At 60.4% G+C, this 19,959-nt stretch carries 15 protein-coding genes; 1 reads left to right on the top strand and 14 read right to left on the bottom strand.

The window, feature by feature from the left end:
* Positions 1–49 precede the first annotated feature (49 nt).
* The 9 genes from AC1DF8_RS25650 to AC1DF8_RS25610 form a co-directional block, all read right to left on the bottom strand.
* The gene (locus tag AC1DF8_RS25650; RefSeq protein ID WP_478155526.1) at positions 50–1,669 is read right to left on the bottom strand and encodes an ABC transporter substrate-binding protein; all 1,620 of its coding nucleotides are present in this window, start codon (positions 1,667–1,669) and stop codon (positions 50–52) included.
* A 220-nt stretch (positions 1,670–1,889) separates the two neighbouring features.
* Complete coding sequence (locus AC1DF8_RS25645) at positions 1,890–2,984, bottom strand: LacI family DNA-binding transcriptional regulator (protein ID WP_112542362.1); 1,095 nt, start codon at positions 2,982–2,984, stop codon at positions 1,890–1,892.
* Between the two features lie 384 nt (positions 2,985–3,368).
* On the bottom strand, positions 3,369–4,238 hold the full coding sequence (locus AC1DF8_RS25640; RefSeq protein ID WP_113117727.1) for a D-psicose 3-epimerase: 870 nt from the start codon (positions 4,236–4,238) through the stop codon (positions 3,369–3,371).
* A 94-nt stretch (positions 4,239–4,332) separates the two neighbouring features.
* Complete coding sequence (locus AC1DF8_RS25635; protein ID WP_113117728.1) at positions 4,333–4,980, bottom strand: nucleoside triphosphate hydrolase; 648 nt, start codon at positions 4,978–4,980, stop codon at positions 4,333–4,335.
* Positions 4,981–5,050: 70 nt separating this feature from the next.
* On the bottom strand, positions 5,051–5,899 hold the full coding sequence (locus tag AC1DF8_RS25630) for a sugar phosphate isomerase/epimerase family protein (protein ID WP_478155590.1): 849 nt from the start codon (positions 5,897–5,899) through the stop codon (positions 5,051–5,053).
* Positions 5,900–5,901: 2 nt separating this feature from the next.
* A complete protein-coding gene (locus AC1DF8_RS25625; protein ID WP_113014745.1) occupies positions 5,902–6,897 on the bottom strand; it encodes an ABC transporter permease in 996 nt (331 codons plus the stop codon).
* Positions 6,894–7,910, bottom strand: a complete 1,017-nt coding sequence (locus tag AC1DF8_RS25620; RefSeq protein ID WP_112542366.1) for an ABC transporter permease — start codon at positions 7,908–7,910, stop codon at positions 6,894–6,896. Before AC1DF8_RS25620 ends, AC1DF8_RS25625 begins: the two co-directional genes overlap by 4 nt.
* Complete coding sequence (locus AC1DF8_RS25615; protein ID WP_478155525.1) at positions 7,903–9,393, bottom strand: sugar ABC transporter ATP-binding protein; 1,491 nt, start codon at positions 9,391–9,393, stop codon at positions 7,903–7,905. Before AC1DF8_RS25615 ends, AC1DF8_RS25620 begins: the two co-directional genes overlap by 8 nt.
* Before the next feature lie 112 nt (positions 9,394–9,505).
* Positions 9,506–10,474 (bottom strand): substrate-binding domain-containing protein, encoded by a 969-nt coding sequence (locus tag AC1DF8_RS25610; RefSeq protein WP_112542368.1) that lies wholly within the window; start codon positions 10,472–10,474, stop codon positions 9,506–9,508.
* A gap of 243 nt (positions 10,475–10,717) precedes the next feature.
* Here AC1DF8_RS25610 and AC1DF8_RS25605 point away from each other — a divergent pair, with 243 nt between their 5' ends.
* Entirely contained in the window at positions 10,718–11,791 is a 1,074-nt protein-coding gene (locus AC1DF8_RS25605) for a LacI family DNA-binding transcriptional regulator (RefSeq protein WP_112542369.1), read from the top strand.
* A 122-nt stretch (positions 11,792–11,913) separates the two neighbouring features.
* Here the strand turns inward: AC1DF8_RS25605 and AC1DF8_RS25600 are convergent, their stop codons facing one another.
* From AC1DF8_RS25600 to AC1DF8_RS25580, 5 genes are read right to left on the bottom strand one after another with little or no spacing between them, the layout of a single operon-like run.
* Positions 11,914–13,707 (bottom strand): GMC family oxidoreductase, encoded by a 1,794-nt coding sequence (locus AC1DF8_RS25600; protein ID WP_478155524.1) that lies wholly within the window; start codon positions 13,705–13,707, stop codon positions 11,914–11,916.
* A 2-nt stretch (positions 13,708–13,709) separates the two neighbouring features.
* The gene (locus tag AC1DF8_RS25595; protein ID WP_113205103.1) at positions 13,710–16,499 is read right to left on the bottom strand and encodes a cytochrome c family protein; all 2,790 of its coding nucleotides are present in this window, start codon (positions 16,497–16,499) and stop codon (positions 13,710–13,712) included.
* Between the two features lie 16 nt (positions 16,500–16,515).
* The gene (locus AC1DF8_RS25590; RefSeq protein WP_478155523.1) at positions 16,516–17,991 is read right to left on the bottom strand and encodes a c-type cytochrome; all 1,476 of its coding nucleotides are present in this window, start codon (positions 17,989–17,991) and stop codon (positions 16,516–16,518) included.
* Positions 17,988–18,419, bottom strand: coding sequence for a hypothetical protein (locus AC1DF8_RS25585; RefSeq protein WP_113014739.1), 432 nt, complete (start codon positions 18,417–18,419; stop codon positions 17,988–17,990). The genes AC1DF8_RS25590 and AC1DF8_RS25585 overlap by 4 nt, the downstream gene beginning before the upstream one ends.
* The gene (locus AC1DF8_RS25580) at positions 18,416–19,942 is read right to left on the bottom strand and encodes a c-type cytochrome (protein ID WP_478155522.1); all 1,527 of its coding nucleotides are present in this window, start codon (positions 19,940–19,942) and stop codon (positions 18,416–18,418) included. The genes AC1DF8_RS25585 and AC1DF8_RS25580 overlap by 4 nt, the downstream gene beginning before the upstream one ends.
* Positions 19,943–19,959 lie beyond the last annotated feature (17 nt).

Here is a 19,959-nt window from a genome sequence, read left to right as displayed (position 1 = left end):
TTAGAGCGGCGGAGGCATTTCTCTTCTTCCACCCGCCGCCCTCAACGGTTCAGGCCTTGATCTTGGCCTTGGTCAGCGGCCAGTTCACATAGCCGGAAACCACGTCGTAGCCGAGATCGACTTTTTCGGAGCGAACGACCATGAAGCCGTTGTTGGAAACGGGCAGGATGACCGCGTCCGTGAGTGCTTTGATCTCGATTTCCTTGACGATTTCCAGACGCTTGTTGAGGTCCGGTTCGGCAAGCGCCTTGCCCAGGAGGTCGTCGATCCCTGGAATGGCAACGCCGTAATGGCTCATATTTGCCCCGCCATTGCCATCCGAGCGAACTTCGGCGCCTTTCGACAAGTAGGTGACGATCACCTGTGTCGGCACCGGCGGCAGTGCAGATGACTGCTGCGACAGTGTGTTGGTGCCGATGTTCTGATCGGCATGGAAGGCGGTATGGTCCTTGATGTTGAGTTCCATGTTGATGCCGACCTTGCGCAACTGCGCCTGGATCATCAGCATGATCGCCGAAAAGTCCTCGCGCTGCGACGTATCGTTCTTGAAGCTGAAACCATCAGGGAATCCGGCTTCTGCAAGCAGGGATTTGGCCTTTTCGGGATCATACTTGTAGGCAACGTCCGCCGGAATGTTCTCCGCGGAGAAGCCACCGGGATAGGAGGGCGGATTGAGCCCATAGGTACGCTTGCTGATCGGCGCGATTGCTGTGGTGATTTCGTCGCGGTCGATCGCATAAAAGAGCGCCTGGCGCACACGCACATCGTCGAAAGGCTTCTTCGTTAGGTTGACCTGCATGGTGAAGAAACTGCCGGGGCTGGCGACGTCGAAGATCAGGTTCGGATCGCGCTGCGACATGGAGGCCGCCCAGCCGGGGGCGCGAACGCCCTCGATCAGATGCACGTCGCCTGACAGCAGCGCCAGCGTACGCGCCGTCGTATCGGCGATATAGAGGCATTGCAGCTTCGGTGTCGCCGGCTGGACGTCCCAGTGCTCCGCATTGGCGACCAGCATGACGCCCTGCGACGGATCCGGATAGACTGTCTCCAGCACGTAAGGACCGGTTCCGATCGGATCACGGCCGATCGGTTCTTCGCCTTTTTCCTCAACTGCCTTCTTGCTCATGACCGAGGCGTCGTAGTCGCTGAGAGCACCGAGCAGGAAGAGCGGGTCCGGCTGCGCCAACTTGAAGGTGACCGTGTAAGGATCGTCAGCCACGACCTCGCTGATATTGGTGAATTTCGGACGTACCCCGCCCACGCGAACGGCATCGCGAATGCGATCGAACGTGAACTTGACGTCCGCGGACGTCATCTCACCATAACCCTTGTGAAATTTGACGCCTTGGCGGAGTTTCAGGGTCCAGGACTTTGAATCCGGTGTCGAGCTCCAGCTCGTCGCAAGGCGCGGTACGAGTTCGTCTATCGTTGCCGGAAACTTCCAGAGCGGCAGGTCAACAAGCTTGTCGTAAATGTGAATAATCGCCCAGTTATCGACACCCTGGATCGACTTTGCAGGATCGATCGTCTTGAGGCCGCGGGCAGCAAAAGCAATTTTCAATGTATCGGTGGCTTGCGCAAAAGCGGCCGGCCCCAGGCTTGCCGCAATACCGGCGCCGACAACAGCAGCCGCAGAGTTTTCCATGAATCGACGTCGAGTAATCGCCATGCTCAGATCCTCCCTTATCGAGGCGCTGCATCCCGTCTGAAGCTTGATTTCCTGTGTTTTTATTGTGGAGCGTCTTCTGGGTCGACGAGCAGCGCAAGGGGACGGTAGCGCTACCAGACATAAGCGTCAAGTTTGTTCGGCCGCAGATTTATGGGCGTTTCGGAAAAGCTCTTATTCAAATAGCGACATATGCCGAAGGCGAAACGCGGTACTCCAGGCGTCAGTGGCCAGTCAGCCCACGCCGCAGTTCACCGCTGCGGTCGGTGCTGACGCGTCTCTGGATTTTGAAGCCCAGGTCGATAATCCGGTCTCCACCGTCGTCTCCGTTCAAGCGGCGACGGAGCGCCATGACGGCGTTATAGCCGGATTCCCAGCGTGGGCTGCGCACGCTGGTGATCGAAGGATAGGCTGCGGCCATGATGTCGAAATCGTTGAAGCCGGCGATACCGAAATCCTCGGGCACGCGGATACCGCGCTCCATACACTCGAACAGCGCGCCAAGCGCCATGACGTCATTGTTGCAGAAGACGGCGTCCATATCTGGATTAGCGTCCAGAAGATTGGCCATCAGCTTGCGGCCTGTCGAAGGGGTTGCAAAACGCGGCGTTTCCCAGCCTACCCCTTCGGGAATATGGTCGCTTCTGTCGATCGGCGAAATATAGCTCGGGTTATAGATGCCGGCTTCCGTCAGCGTGTCCTTCAGACCGGAATAACGGCCGAAGGAACGGCCATTCAGCCAGCCGCTTAGAAAACCGATATGCCGATAGCCCGCCTCGATCAGGTGACGGGTGATCGCCCGCCCCGCCTCATAATGTGAAAAGCCGATGATCGTATCGATCGGCTTGTCCGTCAGGTCCATGATCTGGATAACCGGACACCTGGCATTTTCCAGCATCTCGCGCGACCGGTCGTTCTGTTCGGTACCAGAGACGATCATGCCCGCCGGCTTCTGCCGCAACATCTGTGCGATCAGCCGCTCTTCCTCTTCCGGCTGGTAGCGGGTGTTGCCCATCTGGATCTGCAGTTCCGTACCTTCCACGCCGTCGTACACACCGCGTAAAACGTCGGAGAAGATGTTCTGGGTGAGCGAGGGGACCAGCACACCGATGACATCGGCCCTGACGGACGCAAGCGCCCGGGCGCTGAGATTGGGAACATAGTTCAGTTCCTTCACCGCCTTGTCGATATTGGCGCGAAGGGCGGCGGAAACCTGGCTCGGATCGCGCAGCGCCCGCGACACCGTGATCGCGCCAACTCCGGCCAGGCGCGCAACATCCGCAATCGTGGGGCGACCATCGGTCCGTCGGCTTCGCAATCTTCTTCCCTCGCGGCATTTCGGAACAGCGCTGCACGTCTTACCTGGGAGGCTTCTCAGGCATTACCCAAAACGAATATGTCAATTCCAAAAAGCAGCGCCGAAGTCAACGCAGACGCAAGACCGGCCGGCGAGGCAGCGCATTGAGAACTGTAGGGCGCGATACCCCTGTGACGGTTGCGATCGTGGAAACGAAATGGGGTCTACTTATCTCGGTCTATTTGCCGCGACTAGAAGCCCCATCAGGCCAATTGCCGTCGCAAACCTTGAGAAAACAGGTCGCCACGGCACCTATCACGACTGCAGGGTTTCGGCGATCCGGCTCCCTGCATCTCGTAGAGGTCTAGAGATCGTGATGCACGTCAGATGAGGGCTTCGGAAAGGTCAACCGCCGAGCACAAATCGAGAAAATGCAAGGGCGCTCCGCGCATCCTCGTCCATTTTTGCTTCGTCCGCGCCATCGCTCAGATCGCGCCAAACCCTGATGTCTGACCCGATCGTTCCGCCGGTCTTTACGAACGGCTCCATGACAACGACGCCCGCGTAATTAATATCGCGGAGTGCAAGACCGATCTCGTGCCAAGGCATTCTGCCTTTACCGGGGACGCGGCGATTGCTTTCGCCGGTATGGAAATGTCCGAGCAGCGGGCCAGCGGTACGGATCGCTTCTCCGAAACTGTCTTCCTCGATGTTCATATGGAAAGTATCGAGCATCACTTTGACATTCGGCTTCCCGACGTCCTTGACGAATGCCACGCCCTCCGCAGCAGTGTTGAGAACGTGGTTCTCAAAGCGGTTGAGCACTTCGATGCAAAGATTGATACCGAGGTTTCCGGCGAAGTCCGCAATGCCATGAATGCCCTCGACCCCGCGCGCCCGATCGCCCTCCTTGTCGACTGGCTTGGAGTAGTCCACTGGCCAATAGGAATGAAGCGCGCCACCAATTGTCTTGATATCAAGCTTTGCGACATTTGTGAGCGTCTGCTCGAAGAATGCCTTTCCCGCCTGGCGCACCGCAATATCCGGTGACGACAGATTCTTGGCCTTCGACGGGCCAATTCCGGCCGTCAGGATGATGTTGTTATCCTTGGCAGTCCGTCTGATTTCCGCAAGTTCGGCATCACTGTAGTCATTGATGTGATGTGCGGCGACCTCGATGACGTCGAAGCCAAGTTTCGCGACCTTTTCGACATAGGGGCCGAACTTGGCGCTCCACTCATGTTCCCAGTAAGAATAATAAATCCCGTGTTTCATAGGAGTCTCCAAGTTTCAGTTGTAGATCCCGCCGATCGTCCTTGGCGGGGTTGACAGTGGACTGTCGCGGCGACCTCCGCTCGGCCTGGACGGATCAGTTGTTCTCGATGTGGAGATCGGGCTCGGCGCTTCCGGCCACGATTGCAAGGCCGTTAGGAAGATCGTTCTCTTCGACCTTCCGGCGAATTTCCGCAGCGTCCAGGCCGTAGTTGCGCCAGCGGTTTTGAAGTCTCTGCCGCAGGTGAGCCTCGTCCACGTCAACAAACACCGTGAAGTCGAAAATCTCTTTCAACTTGTCCCAGGGAGCCTGTCGCGCAAGCAGGTAGTTACCCTCGCAGACGATGATCTTTGTAGACTGAGGAATGAGACTGCCGCCGGCGCGAGCAATCTCGATCGAGCGGTCGAATACCGGAACGGCAACAACGTCATCCTCGTTGGCCTTCAGGCGCTTGAGCATGTGGCGCAAACCATGCGCATCGAATGTATCGATTGCTCCCTTGTAGGGGCGGCGGCCCATCTGCTCCAAGACGGCATCGTCGTAGTGATATCCGTCCATCGGGAACAGCGCAGCTTCCAGACGGTGGTCGTTACTGATCGCTTCGACGGCGCGCTCCGCGAGCGTCGATTTGCCTGAACCCGGCGCACCTGCAATCGCTATCAGAACTCTCCGACCGCCGTTTTCCGCAAAGCGCTGAACCGCGATCTTCGCTATCTTCTGCGCGTTTTCATCAATTTTGCTCAATGAGTTCCTCCCATTGCTTCGCCGCATTTTCGGCGGCTAAGACCATCTGGAAACGCCGACCATCTCGAAGTCATGCCAGTTGATACTGCGCGGCTTTGTTGCGTAGGAACGAGAGGCCGTTGCCCATGACTTCGTCCTCGTCACGCGCGACCGGGCGCCACGTCGATATATCGCCGGCCATCTCCGGCGGCATGCTGACGAAGCTCTCCAAGGTCAGCGCGCCCTTGAAGCCGATCGCAGACAGAGCGGCGAAAATCGAATCCCAAGGGACGTTTCCTGCTCCAGGCGTTCCACGGTCGCTCTCGGACAAATGCATGTATTTGAGATGCTCACGCGCAACGAGAATGCCGTTGGCTGCCCCCTTTTCCTCGATGTTCATGTGGAATGTGTCGAGGTGGACAAAGACGTTGTCCATCCCGATGCGTTCGACCAGGGCCACGGCCTGTTCTGCCGAGTTGATCAAATGGCTCTCGTACCGGTTCACCGCTTCCACACCGAATTGGATACCTTGGGCCTTGGCCTGCTTGGCTGCAGCACCGAGCGCATGGGCAATATTGTCATATTCTGCCTGGGTCGGCGGAACGCCGGTGCGTTCGTTGGTGCCGCCATAAGTGACACCCGTAAGCGCCTCGGCTCCCATCTGGGCCGCCTTGTCGATCGCCACCTTCAGGTGCTCAATTGCGGCCTCGGGCCGGACGGATGCCCAGGCGGCCTGCGGTAGCACGAGCGAACATGCCGCACGCAGGCCATGCTTTTCCAGGAGCTCGCGTGTGTGCTCGGCATCTACCGATGCGGCGTCTGCGAGCGGAATTTCAATGAATTCCATATTGTACCTGGCTGCGCCGGCGATGGCTCGCTCTGCGCCTGCGCGGTCCCACTTCATTGTCCACATGCTTGCGTGAATACCGAACCCTTGCACGGTCACCCCTTCTTTCTGCGCGATGCGATGTAGGTTGAAACGATGGTTCTTGCCGCCATGACGACGATCATCAACACGCCCCAGAGTGCTGTCGCGAGATGCTGGTTTGCGCCCATGAGATTGAGGCCGGAAGACAGAAGCTGGAGCACGATAAGCGCCACGAACACCGGCAACACACGGCCAAACCCGCCGAACGGATTGATGCCGCCGAGAAACGCCGCAAGTACCGTGATCAACAGATAGGACTCACCGTGGCCGACGCGGACCGAGTTGAAACGGGCGAGCATGATAACGCCGGCGACCGCGCACATGAGGCCCGAAAGCGTGTAGACCAGAACCAGTATGCGGCGCGTATTCAGGCCGGAGTAGCGTGCCGCCTCGATATTTGAACCGACCATCAACAGCCCGAAGCCGAGTTTGAAGCGCGTCAGCAGGAGCTGCCACAGGCCAACGCAGGCGATGAAGATCAAAAGCGGGATCGGCAATCCCAGGATCGAACCATGCCCGATCGGAGCGATGAAGGAAGGGAATCCGGACACATCGCCGCCGCGGGTCAGAAACTCGCCGAGGCCACGCAGGAAGATCATCATGGATAGCGTGACGAGAATTGGATGCGCCCGTGTGTAGGCGATCGCAGCACCGGTCATCAGCCCGGCAGCGCCACCGGTGGCGAGTGCGGCAAGGACACCGAGCAGGAACGCGCCTGGAGACGCGTCGGCCCCGCCGTACATCTGCATCACCGAGGCTGCGGCCAATCCGGAAAGGTTTGCCGTGAAGGTGATGGAGAGGTTGATCCCGCCGGTCAGGAGGGGAAGCAGCATGGCGAGCGTGAGAAGCCCGAGTTCAGGAAGCTGGAAGGCAACCGAACCGAATGTTGCCGCGGAGATGAAATTGTTTGCGGCCAGGCCGAAGATGACGATCACCGCCACGAATGCGATAGCCGGTCCGGTCATATCGGCGCCAAAGGTGGCATTGAACTTTTGAGCCATGGCCTTCATTGGTGCGTGCCCTTCCTCTTGGTGCTATCCGTGGCGAGAAACGGGAAAAGCTTGTCGATCCGTGCGGACGAGAGCGTGATGGCGATGAGGATGATCGCGCCGACGATCATCTTGAATGCAAAGGGCGACACGCCCATCAGGTTGAGACCGTTTTGGGTGATCGAGACCATCAAGACGCCGAGCACGCAGCCGATGACCGAGCCCTTGCCGCCTCCGAGCCTCGCACCGCCGAGAACCGTAGCCGCCAGGACATCCAGTTCCCGGCCATAGAGGGCGTTCGGAACGACTTCCTCGGCATAGTGGGCCTGCATCAATCCGGCGATCCCGGCCATGAGACCCATCCAGCCAAACGAAATGTAGTGCATCGCCGCGATATTGATCCCGAAGCGGCGTGCCCCTTCCGGATTGTCACCAAATGCGTAGAGCTGCCGTCCGATGGTGGTGCGGGAAATCATGAACCAGGTCGCGAGGCAGCAAAGGATCATGACGACGACAGGCAGTGTCAACTCGATCCAGGAGCCGTCAGCCATCTCGCGTTCGAAAAATACCACGCGCGTCGTCAGCCATTCCGGCAGGTCGTAGATCGACACGCCCTTGGTGAAGAACATCAGCAGCCCGAAGAAGATGTTGAAGGTCGAGATGGTTGCGACGATCGAGATGATATGCAGCCGGTAAACCAGGGCCGCGTTGATCAGACCCAGGCCAATGCCGATGGCGCCGGCGATTATGAAGCCTTCCGCCCAGTTGCCGCCGCCCAATGCGCCAAGGGCCAGCGCGGTAATGTATTGGACCACCGAGGCGGCCACAGCGAAGGAAATGTCGATCCCGCCCGAGATCAGGACGACGAGAAGGCCAACCGCAAAGATGATGTTGACGGCCGAGACGTTCAGCACATCGAACGCGTTCGAGATCGTAAAAAACCGATCGGTGGCCAAAGACAGCCCGACGCAAAGCACGACCATGACCGCCAGGAGCGTGAATTCGGTTGTGTGTCCAAGGATCAGCCTACGCATAGACGGCAGACTCCAGTTCGGTGAGCGATAAATGTCGCGGGTCGTAGGTTGCGCGGATCCTGCCCTCGACCATGTGAATGATGCGGTCCGCATTGAAGTAGACTTCCGGCGGCTCATCGGAGATCAGAATGATCGCAAGGCCCTGCGCAGCAAGCTTGCGCACGATCTCGAAGATGCCTGCGCGCGCACCGACGTCTACGCCCACGGTCGGGGCGTCGAGAATGAGGATTTTCGGACCGATCGCGAGCCATTTGGCAATCGCGACGCGCTGCTGGTTGCCGCCCGATAACGTCCGGATGGGGTCGTCAGGCGTACCGATCTTGACACCGAGCGCCGAAATCCAGTGGTTGACCACACTCGCCTTCTTCACGGGCGAGATCATCCCCCCGGACAGAAGCTTATCAAGCGATGCCATGACCAGGTTGTCGGCTATCGACTGCGGCTGGTTGAGGCCGAGAGACAAACGGTCTTCGGAGAGGTAGCCAACGCCGGCGCGAATTGCGTCGCGATTGGAGCCGAACTTGACAGTCTTGCCCTCGATGGCGATTTCCCCCGCCTGCGGACGGTGCATCCCGAAGAGTGTAAGCGCCAGTTCGGTGCGGCCGGCGCCGAGGAGGCCGGTAATACCGAGCGTCTCACCTCGGCGAAGGTCGAACGATATATCTTCGAACTCCATTGCGCGCGTCAGCCCGCGGACGGAAAGCACGACCTGCGCGTCGTCGTGATCGGCGGCGACGACGGAACTGTCGAAGTTTCTGCCGGTCATCAGCTCGGTCACCCGTGATTGAGTCATGCCCTCGACAGGGAAGACGCCAACCAGCGCTCCGTCGCGAAGCACGGTCATGCGGTCCGAGATTTCGAGCACCTCCGCGAGACGGTGCGAGACGAAGACCACGGCCACTCCGGACGCCGACAGGTTGCGCACGATATCGATCAGGTAATCGGTCTCGGATTGCGTCAGCGAAGCGGTCGGCTCGTCCATGAAGACAAGACGCGCCTCGCCGACAAGAGCGCGTGCGATCGCAACGATCTGGCGTTGGGCGATCGGCAGCTCCTTCAATGGAAGATGGATATCGATGCTGACGCCGAGACGGCTGAGCGCTTTCCTGGCTGCTTCCTCGATGGCGCGTTTGTCGACGAGACCATATTTGCCGTTGACGGCATACTGAAACCCGATGTTCTCGGCGACGGTCATTTCCCCGAACAGTGCCAGGTCCTGCCAGATCACCTGGATGCCGAGCGATTGCGCCAACGTGGGTGTCATGGCCGAGATCGCCTTGCCGTCGAAGAAGAACTCGGCGCCCTCCTGTGGCTTGTAGACCCCCGTAATGACCTTGATGAGCGTGCTCTTGCCGCAGCCGTTCTCCCCCGCCAGGCAATGCACCTCCCCCGGGTTGACTTCAAACGATACGCCCTTCAGCGCGCGCACGCCGCCGAAGGTCACCTTGATGTTCTTGAGTGAAAGCAGCGGTTCGTCGCTCATGGAGTATCCTCCTGTTCAGCCGCTGGATGGCGGCTGGTTCAGGTTTTCCGATATTCGTAAACTGGGGGGTCGCGGGAATTGTCCGCGACCCCGGGCTTGGGTCCAGGGAGGATTAGAGGCCCATGCCGACAAGCTTGTCGATGCTATCCTTGTTGATCGCCAGCAACTGGTCGACGACGATGGTGTTGCCCTCGGGGTTGATCTTTCCAAGGCCCTCGATGTCGTCGCCGGCCTTCGGCGTCTCACCCTTGGAGATGCGATCGGCAAGCGTCACGAAGACTTCACCGGCCTGCTTGGGGTTCCACATGAAGCCGCCAGTCAGCGCACCAGACTTGATGAGCTTTGCCCCCTGCCCGGGAGAAAACGGACCGATCACGAACACCTTGCCGTCCTTGCGGCGCTCTTCGACAGCACGACCCGCACCGATCGGCCCCTGCGAACCGAAGGCGAGGAAACCCGTCAGATCAGCGTTGGCCGCCATCAGGTCGAGCGCGGTCGAGCGGCTCTTGTCGACGTCTTCAGCCACGCCGTAGCGGTCACCGACAAGCTTCATGTCCGGGTAGTTCGCCTTGATATAGGCGATTGCTGCATCGGCCCAGGCATTGTGCAGGGGCACGGTGAGCGAGCCGACAAATACGGCATACGATCCCTTGCCGCCCATCTTCTCAGCGAGCAGCTTGCCATGCGCCTCGCCGAAGCCCTTGGCGGAGGCCAGTTCGAAATCCCAATCGGCGCCGACCTGCTTGGGCGATTCATGGGTAATGACCTTGATACCGGCCTCCTGGGCCTTCTTGAGAACAGGTTCGAGAACCTTGGCATCATTCGGCACGACGCCGATGTAATCGACCTTCTGAGCAATCAGGTCTTCGATGGCGCGAACCTGCAGCGCAGGGTCGGCACTGGTCGGACCAACCATGAAGCCTTCAACGCCGAGCTTGGCACTCTGCTCCTTGATGCCCGCCTCCATGGCATTAAACCACGGGATGCCACCGATCTTCACCACGACACCAATCTTCGGACCAGCAAAGGCCGTTGACGCGAGCAAGGACAAGCCGAGCGTGATCGCAAATAGCTTTTTCATTGGGTATTCCCTCCTCCACTGAGCCGGCAAGGAAGCACCGTTCGCGAAAGCCCCATGCTCTCGCGCTCAACGTTAGCCCCGCATTGCGGAACTCCTCCCTGTCGCTTTCCTCAAAGCCCCATCTCCATGCACAATCGGTCTTGCATTTATGCACCATCGATGGTGCAATTACCCTACCACGGAAAAGACTTTCGTCAAGAGGACTGCTGATCTAGAGAGAAAGAGCCACTGGAAGGTTTGCGGATGTCTGAAAAAGAACGAAAAAAAGCAACTATTTATGATTTGTCCGTCGTGTCAGGAGCATCCCCGTCGACAGTGGCCTCGGTGCTAAACGGCACATGGCGCAAGCGGCGCATCTCCGAGGAGACCGCCGCCAAGATACTGTCGCTGGCCAGAGAGCATGACTACAAGGCGAACCTGCAGGCTCGCGCGCTGCGCAGTTCCCGTTCGGGTCTGGTCGGGTTGCTTTTGCCCGTCTACGACAACAGGTTCTTCTCGTCCATGGCGCAGACCTTCGAGAGCGAAGCGCGAAAGCGGGGCCTTGTGCCTATGGTTGTCTCAGGCCGCCGCGACCCCCAGGAAGAGCGCCGTACGGTGGAGTCTCTCATCGCCTATGCGATCGACTCGCTGTTTATCGCCGGAGCAACAGATCCGGATGGCGTCCACGAGATCTGCATGCGTGCAGGGCTGCCTCACGTCAACATCGATCTGCCAGGCAAGTTCGCGTCATCCGTGATTGCGGATAACCGTCAAGGCGCTGAAGCGTTGACTTCGGCCATCATTCGCCATGCCGAAACATTAGGACCACTGCACGCCGGCGATGTCTACCTGTTCGGCGGCCGCAACGACCACGCCAGTCGGGAGCGTATCGCCGGTTTCCATGCCGTCAAGCAATCCGTATTTGGAGCGGTCACAAAAGGAGATATCGAGATCACAGGCTACTCGCCTGGCGCGACGGCGCTTGCGTTCGACCGTTTTTTCGACAAGCACGGCAGGCTGCCCAGATGCTTTTTCATCAACTCGTCCATCAATTTTGAAGGGCTATTGCGGTTCATGGGGCGCCACGACGGAGAGGCGTTCGGAGACATCGTCGTCGGATGCTTCGACTACGATCCGTTCGCTTCATTCCTACCCTTTCCCGTTTACATGATCAGACCGAATATCTCGAAAATGCTCGAGCGGGGTTTTGACCTTCTCGAAGAGCCGAAGCCTTTGACGATCATGATCGAGCCGGAGCTGGTTCCTCCCCGCACCGCCTTGGAGGGCCCGCTTGATGCGTTAAATGATCCTTCCCCGCCATTTGTGTTTGCCGAATGAAGCACCGCAACGACAATGACGAGACCCTGCAGGATTTCCATCAGCGGGTCGAACAGGATACCGGGGCAAGGGCGATCCATCCGGCAAAGCCGGGGCTGGTGTTTGTTCATGGCCGTACTCCGTCAGCTATCGGCAAGAATGACGTCGGCCGCCTTCTCGGCGATCATGTAGACCGCCGTGGCAAGGAAGTATCCGGGAATTCGAGGGAAGACCGAAGCATCGACGACGCGCAGGCCTTCGATTCCATGCACCCGGAAACGGCTGTCGAGCACGCCGCCATCTTCCCGAGGACCGATGGCGCAGGTGCCGCAGGCATGGTGGCCCCAGGCATTTTCGGCGACGTAATTTCGAAGCGCCTCGTCGCTCTCGTTTTGCCGACCGGGCTCCTCTTCGCAAGCAATGATATCATCCATGGCATCGTTGACCTTCCTGACGAAGCGAATGGCATGGACAACGGCGTCGAGGTCGAGGTCGTAATTGCCGGTCCCCTCGGAGAAGGAATGGAAGACGACGRCAGGCAGGACAGCGGGATCGGCGCTTCTCAGCCGGACCGTTCCGCCCTGATTTTCGGTATAGGCCTTGAGGATCGCCCAGGTCATGTAATCCGGCTTGCGGATGCGCGCGGAATAATCGGGATAATAGCCGCGGAAATCGGCCAGCAGCGAGAAACAATGCAGGTCGGGTTCCGTCAGCGTGTCGCGGGATTTGAGCGTCAGGGAAAACATGACGCCGTTGCTCGTATAATTGCCGATGCGGAACCTGCGCCATCGCCTGTAATGAGCGTCGCGCGTCGTATAGGTCACGCCCTTGAGCGCCGACCAGGGTTCGTTCATCCGGCTGACGACTCCGACCTCATAGCGGTCCTGCAGGTTCCGCCCAACGCCTGGAAGCGCTTCGACGACACGGATCTTGTGCTTGCGCAGATGCGCGGGATCGCCGATGCCGGAAAGCATCAGAAGTTGCGGCGAGGCGAAGGCGCCGCCTGAGAGGATGATCTCGCGCCCGGCCCGGATGACCTGCTCACGTCCCTCACCGTCGACGCAGCGGACCGCCACCGCCCGCTTGCCGTCAAATTCAATGCGCGTGACCGTGGTATTCAAACGAAGCGTTAGGCGGTCCGGGTGCCGCTTCAGCACGTCGAGTAGCCGCTCGCGCGGCCCGTGCCTGGTGTGGCGGCGCGTCGAAAGTGGCGTGACGCGCACGCCGCAGGCGCCGACATTCCAGTTGCGGCTGTCGTTCGGGTCGATCTCGGTCGTCTCCCAGTCGGAGCCCCTCTTGCCGAAAGCATCGGCGGCTGCGCCGACGCTGCGCAGCAGTGCCCGCCACAGCGGCCAGTCTCGCAGGACCCTGAGCGGCAGCGCCCGCTCCGTCGTCATCCACCCCCACCATCCGTGGCCGGTCGGATTGAGGCCAGTTGCGGCGGCGAGCCATCGCCACAGGAAGAAACGGTAGCGGCAGCGTTCGATGCGCTCGAAATAACCCTGCATGTGCGAGGCCTTCCAGCTCTCGTCGCCGGTGATCGCAAAGATGTGGTTCCAGTCGCAATGATTGGGCCGCACGATGATCATCGCATGATGGGCGGTGCAGCCGCCGAGCCCGCGCACACGCGGATAGAGCACGCCATCCCTTTTCTTGCAGTAACGCCAGTCACGCTCCTGCATCTCCTGGTTTTCGTAGTGGCGCACCCAATGGTTCTCAGCCATGCCGGGATGTTCCGAAGCAAAGGCGTGAAAGGCCGGCACGCGGGAGGCATCGGCAAGGGGCATATCGGAACTGTCGCCCACCTTGGCGAGCGGATCGCCGCCAGCCTCGATGACGAGTACGGTCCGCCCCTCTTCGGCGAGCCGTGCGGCGACGACGGCGCCGCCCGCTCCGCTGCCGATGACGATATAATCGTAGGTCTGCCCGCCGGACATAGTCAGAACTGCTTCAGATAGGAGATCAGYGCGTTCTTGTCCGATTGCGGAAGATCGGCGCCGAATGTGTGCCCGCCATTGACGACATAGTCAGGACACTTGCTCAAGCCTACAAGGCGATCGACGAGCCTGGTGTCTCGCACCACCTTCTCGGCCTTGGCGAGCACGGCGGGATCGGCAAGCTCTTCCGGCGAGCATTGACCGCCGAGCTCGGAGAAGGCCCCGATCAGCGCCGGGCCGTTGGCGATCAGCCTCTTGTAGTTGGCGAACTTGTCCTCCTCGTCATTGTCGGGCAGCAGCTCGGTATTGGTCAGCGCGTTGACTGGGAAACCGGCCGGGAACGGGCCGATAGTGATCGAGCCGTCCTTCTTGAAGGCCCAACCGGCAACTCGGCTCAACAGGCCGGTGAAGGGCCGCACCTTATCGGGCACGAAGCCCGGCGGCACAATCAGGCAGGAGGGAGCGCTCGTCCGGTAGATATAACCGGGCACCGGCGCCTCAGTCATCTTGTCCATGCGGCGCGTCTGCGGCGAGAGCATCTGGCGGATCGACCGATCGAAGACCGCAAGCCTGTTTTCGATGCAGGGCATATAGGGATCGCGGGCGTCCGCCGCCGGGCAAGAAGTGCCTCGCCCGGTGCCGTAACCGCCGGCATAGTCCTGATTGTAGTAGTCGGTCCCGTAATAGCTGTCTTCGTGGCCAACCGAATTGTTGAGCAGGAAGGGCGCTGTCGACCAGAGGCTGACGAGTGAGGGCGGCCTCAGATAGCCGCGCCCGTTGCCTGCCGCCTGCAGCGGCGTCGCCGCCCCTGAAACCGGATGATTGACGGTCACCTCATGCGGTGGTGGCAGCGATTTGTAGGTAGAAGAGGTGAAGTTGTCCCAGATATCGCCCGAAAGCCCATTGGTGGCGATCGCGCTGCAGGCATTGGTGCGCACGACATCCATCGGCACGCGCCGTTCCGTGGAAAGGTAATTGCCGTCGAGGAAGTCCTTTCCATCAGCATCCTTCTCGGTGACGAGCTTGACCATGCCTGCCTTGAAGGCATCTGACTGCGCCCAGGCCCAGTAGCGATCCCAGCATTCGCGATAATGCGGGCCGGACCCGCCGCCGGCGCATATGCCCTGATCGACGCCGAGATCCGGCGCAGGCACCGGCTGCTTGCTCGAATGGCAGGCCGCGCAGTTTTCGGCAAAGACGATCTTGCCGCGCTCGACCTCGACCGGATTGCGCGCTTCGAGCACCTTTTCTCCGACCAGCGTATCCTTCAAATGATCGGCGCGGGCGGCAACCAGGAAGAATATCGCCATGTCTGGTGTCATCGCCTCGGTCGCCTGCCAGTAGACCGAATTCTTCTGGGCATCGGCAATGCGGATCGGCGAGATCTTCTGCCCGCCGAGGAAGGGGCGGAAATGCAGCAGCCATTCTTCGCTGAAAAGGCCGATATTGAGATAGACGCGGTTGAGCGCGCCGAGCGTGCCGACGGAATCGGCGCCGTCCTTCAGGACGCGCATCGAGGCAACGGTGCCGGTCGCCTTGTCGTAAAGCGAACCGAAGGCTGCGGTCTGCGGATAGTCCTGCGCCTGCTTGTTGTCCTTCTCGTCCCCCTTGATGATTTCCTTGCCTGTCTTCGCCCCGATGCGCAGCCGCTCCAGGACGTCGTAGACGGCGTTCATGGTGCGGGGATTGTTCATGTAATCGCTCGAGACCAGCGACGTATCGAGCGAACCCGGCGGGTTCGTGTGGAAGAGTTGGAAGAGGAAGTTGCCTTCGTTTTGGGCCGGCTCCCCCGGCTTTGCGCGCGGCTTGGTGTTCCAGAAGAAGATGCGGTCGACCCAGAAATACTGGGCGCCGGGATTGGAGGAGATTTCAGAAAATTCGGGGCTCTCGACATTCTTCGGCGGATTGATCGGGTTGGGACCGACATGGCAGAAGGCGCAGGACATCCCGACGCGATAAGGTCGCACGAGATCCTTGTCGTTGTAATAGGACGGATCGGTGTAGTAGCGCAGCGCATCCCAATGTTCGGCGGCTTTGCTGTCGAAATCGGGGTTAGGGAAGAGACGCAGGCCCATGACCCCTGTCGGCTCGCCATAGTAGGAGCCGACAGGGATTTTCTTCTCTTCGCCCTTCACCTTGACCGTGGTACCGCGCGAGCCGATCTGCACGCCGGGATAACGGGCATCGGCCTCGGCATTGCCGCCGAAACTGTCGGCTGCGCAGTCCTTGTCGCGCTGATCGAGCCACAGGCCCCAGTGATCGGTATCGGCGCTCTTCGCGGCTGTGAAGCAGGGCTCATTGACGAGCCCGAGATAGCGGAAGCGATTGTCGCGGCCATAGGCCATCGTCGGATGGGACGAAATGGTTTTCAGAAGATCGAATGAGCCGATCGTGGCACGGGCGGCGAAATCCCAGAACTTGTCGTTGCCGCCGGTCCAGACGATCCAGGCATTCTGTCCGCGGATCGCCGCCTTGCGGACGGCCTCCGGATCGAGGCCGGTGGCGCTTGCGACCTCCTTGATCTCGGCGGGATAATCGACGCCGGCTGCCGGCGGCAAGAGCAGGCCCTTGTCCATCGCCGCAAAGTAAGGCTCGCTCGCCCCTGGAAACTCCTCGACCTTACGGTCGACTTTCTTCGCCTCATCCTCGACGCGGCCGAACTGGCCGGAATCCGGCTCGATCAGCCACCAGACGATGAGCGCAACCCCGACAATGGCGACAACGGCAAGAGTGACGACCGCCACCACGATCCAGCCGAGAAACCGTACGATGCGCTGTCTGACGTTTGCCATCGACCCCTCCTGATGGTCAAAGTGTCTTGAGATAGGAAAGCAGCTGCTCCTTCGCCTCCTGAGGCAGATCCGTGCCCCAGAGGTGGCCGCCATTGCCGTTGCCCGGCTGGCTCGTATCGTAAAGCGTGCCGTACTGTTGCCCCGCTGTGTCACGCGCGCTCACGAAGCCGCCGTTCTCAGCATCCACCAGATCGTAGCCGCGGTAGAACTGTGTCGGCCGCTCGGCCGGTGGAAGCAGCAAGGCGCGCAATGTCGGGACGCTGCCATTATGCAGGTAGGGACCGCGCAGCCAGAGACCTCTGAGACCCGTCGCGACATAACCGTCAGTCTTCTGGAAGTTGGTAAAACCCCAGGCATAACCAGGCTCGTAAGCCGCGTACCGATCGCGGGCCGCGGGGGTCCACATGTCGAGGCGATGGCGGTCCGTGCCGAGTTCGACGATCGAGATCGGGGTCCGGTAGCGCGCACCCTTGGCATCGTGGCAGACGGCGCATCGCGCCAGATAGATCGCTCGACCGGCGTCTACCGCCGCCGCATCGACATGATAGGAATCGCCTTCTGGCTTGAGCGGAGAAAAGGGCGACGGCGGCGGTCCCTGCAGGCGAATGAAATCGGTAATGCGGCGAAGCCCCTCTTCCGTCCCCCCGTAGGATTTGTAGGTCATGCCGTCACCGATCGCACCGGAAACTACGGTCTCGTAGAGGTCGGTCTGCAAGCCGTCCCAATGGAGCGAGAAACGGCGCGTGTTGGTGGCGGCGAGATCGGCAAGCGACCACAGCGGCATCATGTCGGAATTGCCGATCGTGTGATCGTCGGCCAGTTCAAGATTCTGGAACTTGACCGGATTGAAGGGATCGATCCGGCCAGGACCCCAGTCCGGCCGATCCTTCATCCAGGCGAAGCGTCGCCCCTGTTCCTGCAGGGCCGACCGGGTCGCTGGGATCAGGACGAAACGATAGAGCGCCCGTTCCCAGAGCGGCATGTCGTAGATCCTGCCGATCTCCGCCATCACCCCGTCGGCGGTGAACCGCGGATCGGCGCCGACGGCGATCAGGAAGCGGATATAAGCCTGCGGATTGACCCTCGTTCCCGGCCCTGCCTCGACCAGCCGCGCCGGCTCGTCGGCGCGAAGCCGGTAGCTGCCCTGGTGGCAGAAGGCGCAGTTCGGCGCGACGCGCTCGATGACGCCGAGCGTCCTGACCGAAAGGCCGACCGGAACCTCGTCGCCGGCCCGCCAATAGAGGCCGAAGGCGCCGTAGCCATCGGCATTGGCGGGCAGATGCTCGGGAAAGAGCTGCGGCAGGACGCGCCAGATCCAGTAGGGAATGCCCTGCGCTTCTTCATTGCCAATCGAACCGTGATTGAAAACCTCCGCGAGATCGTTCGTCCGCGGCTGGGCCACCGGCCGGAAGAGCAGGAAGAACAGCGCGAAGGCGCCGACGACGAGCAGGACCAGAACGCCGAAAAGCCATTTCCAGAAGACGCGCCTCATGCCGGTCTCCCTTCGGCGATATTCTGTTCGAGCCGCAGGATGCGCAGGAGACAGAAAAGCGTCGCGATGCCGACCGATCCATCGAGGAAGACGCCGGCGAGATAGCCGAGCGGCTGGTCGAAGACGAAGACGGCAAGAAAGAAGAAAACCGTGCCGAGCGTACGGGAGGGGAAGACCGCGAGCCAGGCGAACACGCGGTAGCGGTCGATATCGAGCGTCGCCGGAATGTAGAAGATCGACAGGATCCCGAGCAGCAGACCGGCAAATCGCGGCCAGATCAGCTGGTTGACGGTAATTCCGAAGAGGCCGAGGATCCATTCCGGACAGAAGATGAGCGGCAGGACGAAGGCGAAGTTCAGAAGGATGCCGATCCAGACGAGGACCGCATGCCGTGCCTTCCATTTGCTGAGCGAGCGCGACTGGGTCATAGCGTTTTCATATATTCGACGAGGGCGTCTTTTGCCGCGTCCGGCAGCTCGGTGCCGTAGCGATATCCTTCATGGCCGGCATTGCCATTGCCGGGCCGCGTGGTGTCGTAGCGGAAGAGATCCCCTTCGGCCGACTGATCCGAGCGGTAGCCCACCCTGGCGAGATCGAATTCGTCGCTGCCACGAAACCAGACGGGCGGCCGCCTGGTGCTCGGCTCGAGCAGATCGCGTAGCGTCGGCACCGAGCCGTTGTGCAGATAGGGCGAGCGCGCCCAGATGCCGTCGAGCGGGTGGTTGGCATAGCCGTCCGTCTTGTGGAAGCGGCTGAAGCGCCAGGGATAGCCGGCGTAAAGCAGGTTCTGCTCAGCAGCAAAATTTGCCGTATAGGAGGTCCAGCGTCCGGCATCGGTGCCGATATCAGCGAGCGGAACCGTCTTGCCGAGGCGTGTGAAACGCCGCCTGTCGTAGCTGTAGTCGTTCGCATCCTTGAAGCCGTGGCAATCGGCACAGTAATGCAGGAACAGCGTCTTGCCCTCCGCCACTTTCGCTTGATCGATCTTGGCTGCGGAGGGGAATGGGGGCGAAGGCAGATCCCACATCCAGTCCTCGATGCGCGCGATCGATGCCCGGTCGACCGTCACAGGCGTCACGCCGGCGCCGAGTGCGGCGCTCAGGTTTCGTTCGGCGACGGAATCATTGTTGCCGTCCCAATGGAGGTTCATGCCCTCTCGGGGGCGCTGGCGCCAAATGGCGGGATAGTCGGAAGAGCCGTTCAGCGCCGCGCCTGATATATGGGCCTCGTCCATGGGGAAGTTGAACTGCAGCGCCTTGTAAGGATTGAACGTATCCAYGCGGCCGGGCCCCCAATCCTCCTGACGCTTGACGAAATCGAGCTGGGTGCCGAGATCGAGGAAGGCGCTCTTGACCCTTGGAAAGACCACGTAACGATAGATCAGCCGCTCGAAGACATTGAGGTCGCCTCCAACCCTGGAGCTATCGATCGTCGCAATCAGCGTGTCGGCGGTGAAGCCGGGATCGCGGCCGACGTCGATGAAGAAACGGATGAATTCCTGCAGACGCAGATTGTTGGACGGCGCGCCGGCAATGAGGTGGCGAACCGGATCGCCGGGCAGACGATAGGTGCCGACATGGCAGACGGAACAGTTGAGCCAGACCCGCTCGACGCCTGAGACCACGCGGCGCGACACCCCGATCGGAAGATCGTCGCCGGGCTTTTCGTAGAGGAAACCGAAGCGGCTCCAGCCTTCCGGCCCGAGCTTGTCGGCATACATGACCGGCAAGGCCTTGAAGACCCAATAGGGCGGCCCCGTCGCCGTCTCGCTGCCGATCGAGCCATGCATGAAATGCTCGCTCTGACTTTTGAACGCGACGACATACTGGTTGACGAAAACCAGATAGTAGACGAGCGCGAGCAACAGCAGCACGACGATCGCCAGCCACCAGCGGCGGTGGCGGGCGATGGCGATCTCGACGGGTGTCTTGCGGTCGTTGTCGCTGCTCATGGATCCCCTCCGAATGC

Source organism: Rhizobium sp. 05N49 (genome assembly GCF_056396805.1).
Note: the sequence above shows the minus strand (reverse complement) of the source record. Positions and strands in the feature narration are given on the sequence as shown.

What these genes read in the sequence shown, in the direction of transcription:
- AC1DF8_RS25650 (WP_478155526.1), bottom strand. Translation starts at nt 1,669, where the DNA reads ATGGCGATTACTCGACGTCGATTCATGGAAAACTCTGCGGCTGCTGTT.
- AC1DF8_RS25640 (WP_113117727.1), bottom strand. Translation starts at nt 4,238, where the DNA reads ATGAAACACGGGATTTATTATTCTTACTGGGAACATGAGTGGAGCGCC.
- AC1DF8_RS25625 (WP_113014745.1), bottom strand. Translation starts at nt 6,897, where the DNA reads ATGAAGGCCATGGCTCAAAAGTTCAATGCCACCTTTGGCGCCGATATG.
- AC1DF8_RS25620 (WP_112542366.1), bottom strand. Translation starts at nt 7,910, where the DNA reads ATGCGTAGGCTGATCCTTGGACACACAACCGAATTCACGCTCCTGGCG.
- AC1DF8_RS25615 (WP_478155525.1), bottom strand. Translation starts at nt 9,393, where the DNA reads ATGAGCGACGAACCGCTGCTTTCACTCAAGAACATCAAGGTGACCTTC.
- AC1DF8_RS25610 (WP_112542368.1), bottom strand. Translation starts at nt 10,474, where the DNA reads ATGAAAAAGCTATTTGCGATCACGCTCGGCTTGTCCTTGCTCGCGTCA.
- AC1DF8_RS25605 (WP_112542369.1), top strand. Translation starts at nt 10,718, where the DNA reads ATGTCTGAAAAAGAACGAAAAAAAGCAACTATTTATGATTTGTCCGTC.
- AC1DF8_RS25590 (WP_478155523.1), bottom strand. Translation starts at nt 17,991, where the DNA reads ATGAGGCGCGTCTTCTGGAAATGGCTTTTCGGCGTTCTGGTCCTGCTC.
- AC1DF8_RS25585 (WP_113014739.1), bottom strand. Translation starts at nt 18,419, where the DNA reads ATGACCCAGTCGCGCTCGCTCAGCAAATGGAAGGCACGGCATGCGGTC.